A 6,107-nucleotide genomic window follows, 5' to 3' on the forward strand; every position below is an offset into this window, starting at 1 on the left:
GCTGTGGTGGCACTGGGCGCAGCTGCGCCAGGAAGCCACCGAAATCCGCCACGAAACCGAGGCCGACGCTTCCGGCGACCAGGCCAGAGACGCAATAGCACGGTACTGAAACCCAAACCCGTGGGAGCCGGCGTCATCGCCGGCTCCCGCACATGTGCCGATCCGGCTGAAGGCCCGGAAACGGGCGTGTGCATGGACGGCGGGCGCTGGCTGGAGATGCCGGCCTCTCGACCGGCGGCCACCGCTGCCGCTGGATTTCCGATCCCGCCCCGTCGCAATTCAATCACCAATCGGTGGTGCACGGCGGAATGCAATAATGCCGCCATTTGTTGATCTGACACCCGTATGATGCCAGATAGTCCGATTGAACGGATGGCTGACGGTTCGGAATATCCGGGTCGTCGGTTTCGGACATGAGCGGACGGCAACGTTACGGCCTCTTGCGGCAGATTGGGAAATCAGCATGAAAAAACAAAAGACCGGCAAATCTGCCGGCGCATCGGTGCCGAACGCCGACAACGAGGCGCAAAAGGAGCGAGCAGCGCTCGGACCGGCCCTCGTTCAGGATCCCCATGCGACCCGTTCCGATACGGAAAGAAGCCTCGAGGTCGCGATCGGCAGGGAGGTCCGCGCCCAGAGAAAGAGACTGGGAATAACGGTATCGGAGCTCTCCGACGCGACCGGTATCTCGGTGGGAATGCTCTCAAAGATCGAAAACGGCAACACATCGCCGTCGCTGACGACCTTGCAGACCCTTTCCCACGCCCTGGGGATTGCGATCTCAAGCCTGTTCCAGCGTTTCGAGGAAGATCGTGTCGCGGTCTTCGTGCAAGCCGGTCAGGGCGTGGCGAGCGAACGGCGCGGAACTCGGGCCGGCCATCAATATAATTTGCTGGGTCATATCGGCGGCAGCAGCGGCAACCTTGTCGTGGAGCCCTACCTGATTACGCTGAGCGAAGAATCCGACGTCTTCCCGACCTTCCAGCATGACGGCATGGAGTTTCTGTACATGCTGGAGGGCGAGGTGGGATACCGCCACGGAAACAGTCTCTATAACATGCGACCCGGCGACAGCCTGTTTTTCGACGCGGACGCGCCGCACGGGCCGGAAAAGCTCAGCAAGCTCCCGGCGCGTTTCCTGTCGATCATCACCTACGCGAAGGACGAACAGAAAGGCGGCAAATAGGCACCCTGCCGGTGCCGTGCTTTCGATCCACGCCCGATTCCGTATATTATCCGGCAATCCAGTCAGACGGGATGGGCGTGCCGCCCGGGAGGATCACGGGCAGTGGGGCACCATTGAAACATTCATAAGAGGAATATTTTATTCATAAGGGTTGAATTGCCGCATCGTAATTGCTAGTCTTTCCACACAGGCTGGCAATCGGGATTCAGACGACCATGTGCGGTATCGTAGGATTGTTTATCAAGGATAGGGCGATGGAGCCGGAACTCGGATCGCTCCTTTCGGACATGCTGATCACCATGACCGATCGGGGGCCCGACAGCGCCGGCATAGCTGTCTACGGATCGTCGGATCCCGACCGCTCGAAAATCGTTGTGCAGTCCTTCACGCCGGATGCCGATTTCGGGGCTTTGGAAGAGGCGCTCGGCGGGGACTGCGTGCTCAATGTCAAGGACAGCCACGCGGTCATCGAGCTTCCCGAATCCGAACTTGAACAAACACGCGGGCTCATTGAGACCGATTTCTCGTCAATCCGGATCATAAGCGCCGGCAGCGTCATCGAGATCTACAAGGAGGTCGGGCTGCCGAAGGACGTGGTGAAACGGTTCGACATCGCGTCGATGCACGGAACGCACGGCATCGGGCATACGCGCATGGCAACGGAATCGGCAGTCACCACGCTTGGTGCCCACCCCTTTTCCACCGCGCTGGACCAATGCCTTGTCCACAACGGCTCGCTCTCCAACCACAACAAACTGCGCCGCGAACTCGTACGGGAAGGGATGACGTTTGAGACCGAGAACGACTCCGAAGTCGCCGCGGCCTACCTGACGTCCCGAATGGCGCACGGAATGAATCTGGCCGAAGCGCTCGAGAGCGGACTGCAGGCCCTCGACGGATTTTACACCTTTGTTGTCGGAACCCGGTCGGGTTTCGGGGTGCTGCGGGACCCGATAGCCTGCAAACCGGCGGTTCTGGCTGAAACCGACCGCTACGTGGCGTTCGGGTCGGAATACCGTGCACTCGCCGTCCTGCCCGGAATCGACGGGGCCAAGGTATGGGAGCCCGAGCCTGCAACAGTCTATTTCTGGGAGCGTTGAGCATGCATTCCATCGACCTTGCGGTCACACCCCTGCGTGAACTCAATCAGAGCCTGCACGGCAGCAGCGAAGCGGCCGAATGGGAGATCGTCAATCCCAAGGGAAGCCACGCCGTCGCCGTTGGCGTGGATGACGCACTCGACATCCATGTCAGGGGCAATGTCGGGTACTATTGCGGCGGCATGAACAAACAGGGCTCGATAACCATACACGGATCGGCCGGTCCCGGTGTCGGCGAGAACATGATGTCCGGGCGCATCGTGGTCAAGGGCGACGCGAGCCAGTATGCCGGCGCGACCGGATGCGGTGGACTGTTGGTGATCGAGGGCAACGCATCCTCGCGATGCGGCATCTCGATGAAGGGCATCGACATTGTGGTGGGTGGAAACATCGGCCACATGTCGGCCTTCATGGCGCAGGCGGGTAATCTTGTCGTGCTCGGCGATGCGGGCGACGCACTGGGTGATTCCATATACGAAGCGCAGCTATTCGTGCGCGGTTCGGTCAAGAGCCTCGGCGCCGATTGCGTCAGGAAAGACCTTCGTCCCGAACATATCGAGCTGCTGACAGGGCTTCTGGAGCAGGCCGGCATGACCGGTGTGAGGCCGGACGAGTTCTCGCGCTACGGCTCCGCCCGTCAGCTCTACAACTTCGATGTCGACAATTTCGACGCTTACTGAGGTCCGCCGAATGAGTTATCGCAATCCCGTTACGACACCGCGTCAATCGGCAACGTTCGACGAATACACATTGTCGGAAATCCGCCGCGCCGCGGCGACCGGAATCTACGATATCCGAGGCGGCGGCACCAAACGACGCGTCCCGCATTTTGACGACCTCCTGTTCCTGGGCGCGTCGATATCGCGCTATCCGCTGGAGGGATATCGGGAGAAATGCGACACCTCTGTCGTGTTGGGAGCACGTCATGCCAAAAAGCCGATCGAGCTGAAGATACCGATAACCATCGCCGGCATGAGTTTCGGCTCGCTGTCCGGGGCAGCAAAGGAAGCGCTCGGCCGGGGCGCCAGTGCCGCCGGCACCTCGACAACGACCGGGGACGGCGGCATGACGCCGGAGGAGCGCGGCCATTCCGACAAGCTGGTTTACCAGTATCTTCCCTCACGCTACGGCATGAATCCGGATGATCTGCGCAAGGCCGATGCAATCGAGATCGTGGTCGGGCAAGGCGCCAAGCCGGGCGGCGGCGGAATGCTTCTCGGCCAGAAAATCTCGGACCGCGTCGCCGAGATGCGGACATTGCCGACCGGTATCGACCAGCGTTCGGCCTGCCGGCATCCCGATTGGACCGGACCCGACGATCTCGAGATCAAGATCCTGGAACTGCGTGAAATCACCGACTGGCAAAAGCCGGTCTACATCAAGATCGGCGGGGCACGTCCCTATTATGATACTGCGCTCGCGGTGAAGGCCGGCGCGGACTGTGTCGTCCTGGACGGCATGCAGGGCGGAACGGCCGCCACTCAGGAAGTGTTCATCGAACATGTCGGCCAGCCAACATTGTCCTGCATCCGACCGGCAGTGGAGGCGCTGCAGGATCTCGGTGTGCACCGCGAGGTGCAGTTGATCGTTTCAGGCGGCATACGCAGCGGTGCCGACGTCGCGAAAGCCCTGGCCCTCGGCGCCGACGCCGTGTCGATCGGTACGGCTGCGCTGGTGGCGCTCGGAGACAATGATCCGCGCTGGGAGGAAGAATACCGTGCACTCGGAAGCACTGCCGGAGCCTATGACGACTGGCATGAAGGCGCGGACCCGGCGGGGATCAGCACCCAGGACCCGGGACTGATCGAACGGTTGGATCCCGTTGCCGCGGGCCGCCGGCTGGCGAATTACCTGAAAGTCATGACGCTTGAAACGCAGACCATTGCCCGCGCCTGCGGGAAAAGTCACGTTCTCAACATGGAGCCGGAGGATCTTTGCGCGCTCACAGTCGAGGCCGCAGCCATGGCGGGCGTGCCGCTGGCAGGCACGGACTGGATCCCCGGGGCAAAAGCAAACGAGCGGTACTAGGGAAATCGACGCAAACCGGCAAGGGTTGGACAAATGGCAAACAAGTTGGCTGAATTCGCGGAGACGAACGGTGTAAAATATTTCATGATCTCGTTCACGGACCTGTTTGGCTATCAGCGTGCCAAACTGGTTCCGGCACAGGCGATATCCGACATGGAAGAGGAAGGTGCCGGATTTGCCGGATTTGCCACATGGCTGGACATGACGCCCGCTCATCCGGACATGATGGCCGTTCCTGATCCAGATTCGGTAATCCAGTTGCCATGGAGGCCGGATGTCGCCTGGGTGGCTGCCGATTGCGTGATGGAGGGCAAACCGGTCGACCAGGCGCCGCGGGTGACGCTCAAGAATATCCTCAAGAAGGCCGAGGCCAAAGGCATGCGGGTCAAGACGGGGATCGAGGCCGAGTACTTTCTGATCCTGCGTGACGGCAGCGCGATTTCGGATCCGTACGACACGGCCGTGAAACCGTGTTACGACCAGCAGGCGGTGATGCGCCGCTACGACGTCATTTCCGAAATCTGCGACGCAATGCTGCATCTGGGCTGGAAGCCCTATCAAAACGATCACGAGGATGCCAACGGCCAGTTCGAGATGAACTTCGATTTCGACGACGCGCTGGCAACCGCCGACAAGCATTCGTTCTTCAAATTCATGGTCAAGTCGATCGCCGAAAAACACGATCTGCGCGCGACCTTCATGCCGAAACCCTTCGAGAATCTTACCGGCAACGGATGCCATGCCCATGTCTCCATCTGGGACGCGGACGGCAAGACGAACAGCTTCCTGGACGAACAGGACGATCTCGGCCTTTCGCGGAGCGCGTATCATTTTCTTGGCGGCATCATGAGTCATGCGAAGGCGTTGACGGCCATTACCAACCCGACCGTGAATTCCTACAAGAGGATCAACGCACCGATCACGCTTTCCGGTGCCACATGGGCGCCCAACACGGTCACCTGGTCGGGGAACAACCGCACGCACATGGTCCGTGTGCCAGGTCCCGGCAGGTTCGAGATCAGGCTGGCCGACGGAGCGGCCAATCCGTACCTGCTGCAGGCGGCACTGATTGCCGCGGGTCTTGACGGCATCGCGACAGAGGCCGATCCCGGCAAGCGGCTCGACATCGACATGTACAAGGACGGGCACACCGTCCGTGACGCACCGCGGCTGCCGCTGAACCTGCTCGATGCGCTGCGCGAGTATGAAGGCAACGAAGTCCTTTCGGGCGCGATGGGCTCGTCCTTCTCGGACGCATTTCTGAAGCTGAAGCGGCAGGAATGGGATTCCTTCACGTCTCATTTCACGGAATGGGAACGCGCGAACACGCTCGACGTCTGAGGCGAACGGCACCCGCCAATTCAGCCGGCCGGCAGGCTGACCGTCGGGATAGTCCGACGTCGGGAACGCGCATTCGCAGATACCTGTCCTGTGACGCCGCCCTCGTTGCGGACGGCCGTCCCGTGAGCTGTGCCTGCCAACGCACATGTAGCAACGGGCCGACCCTGCCGGGCGATCCTCCCCGCCCGGCAAAATTACCGGCTTTCGAAGCAGTATGCGGGCGCCGGAGCTGATTTCAGAAATTTCTTACAAGGAATATTTTTTTCTTAAGGTTGAAAAAATGACAATCGATTGGTAGTCTTTTCGGATAACCGGGAACTTAAAATTTAGCAATTGGGAGGGGTATGCAATGGGCAACAACCTTGACGCCCTGACGACGATATTCACCGAGTTTTACTACTGGGTGACCGTTGTCTTCATGTTTCTGATCCACGTCGGTTTCTGCTTGTACG

At 60.3% G+C, this 6,107-nt stretch carries 5 protein-coding genes; all 5 read left to right on the top strand.

Translation table 11 applies throughout. The features are described from left to right. Positions 1-463 precede the first annotated feature (463 nt). The 5 genes from E4M07_RS28760 to glnT all read left to right on the top strand — a co-directional run bounded on the left by E4M07_RS28760 (position 464) and on the right by glnT (position 5,655). On the top strand, positions 464-1,186 hold the full coding sequence (locus E4M07_RS28760; RefSeq protein WP_136661853.1) for an XRE family transcriptional regulator: 723 nt from the start codon (positions 464-466) through the stop codon (positions 1,184-1,186). Between the two features lie 215 nt (positions 1,187-1,401). Continuing rightward, entirely contained in the window at positions 1,402-2,286 is an 885-nt protein-coding gene (locus E4M07_RS28765) for a glutamine amidotransferase family protein (protein ID WP_136661854.1), read from the top strand. 2 nt (positions 2,287-2,288) lie between these two features. Then, the gene (locus E4M07_RS28770) at positions 2,289-2,966 is read left to right on the top strand and encodes a GXGXG domain-containing protein (RefSeq protein ID WP_136661855.1); all 678 of its coding nucleotides are present in this window, start codon (positions 2,289-2,291) and stop codon (positions 2,964-2,966) included. Positions 2,967-2,976: 10 nt separating this feature from the next. Further along, on the top strand, positions 2,977-4,314 hold the full coding sequence (locus tag E4M07_RS28775) for an FMN-binding glutamate synthase family protein (protein ID WP_136661856.1): 1,338 nt from the start codon (positions 2,977-2,979) through the stop codon (positions 4,312-4,314). 33 nt (positions 4,315-4,347) lie between these two features. Then, positions 4,348-5,655 (top strand): type III glutamate--ammonia ligase, encoded by a 1,308-nt coding sequence (gene glnT / locus E4M07_RS28780; RefSeq protein ID WP_136661857.1) that lies wholly within the window; start codon positions 4,348-4,350, stop codon positions 5,653-5,655. The last annotated feature ends 452 nt before the right edge of the window (positions 5,656-6,107 follow it).

Origin of the sequence: Nitratireductor sp. XY-223 (genome assembly GCF_004959855.1) — a bacterium.
GTDB lineage: Bacteria > Pseudomonadota > Alphaproteobacteria > Rhizobiales > Rhizobiaceae > Hoeflea_A.

Excerpts from the sequence above, each read along its gene's own strand:
- E4M07_RS28775 (WP_136661856.1), top strand. The coding sequence starts at position 2,977 with ATGAGTTATCGCAATCCCGTTACGACACCGCGTCAATCGGCAACGTTC.
- E4M07_RS28765 (WP_136661854.1), top strand. The coding sequence starts at position 1,402 with ATGTGCGGTATCGTAGGATTGTTTATCAAGGATAGGGCGATGGAGCCG.
- glnT (WP_136661857.1), top strand. The coding sequence starts at position 4,348 with ATGGCAAACAAGTTGGCTGAATTCGCGGAGACGAACGGTGTAAAATAT.
- E4M07_RS28770 (WP_136661855.1), top strand. The coding sequence starts at position 2,289 with ATGCATTCCATCGACCTTGCGGTCACACCCCTGCGTGAACTCAATCAG.
- E4M07_RS28760 (WP_136661853.1), top strand. The coding sequence starts at position 464 with ATGAAAAAACAAAAGACCGGCAAATCTGCCGGCGCATCGGTGCCGAAC.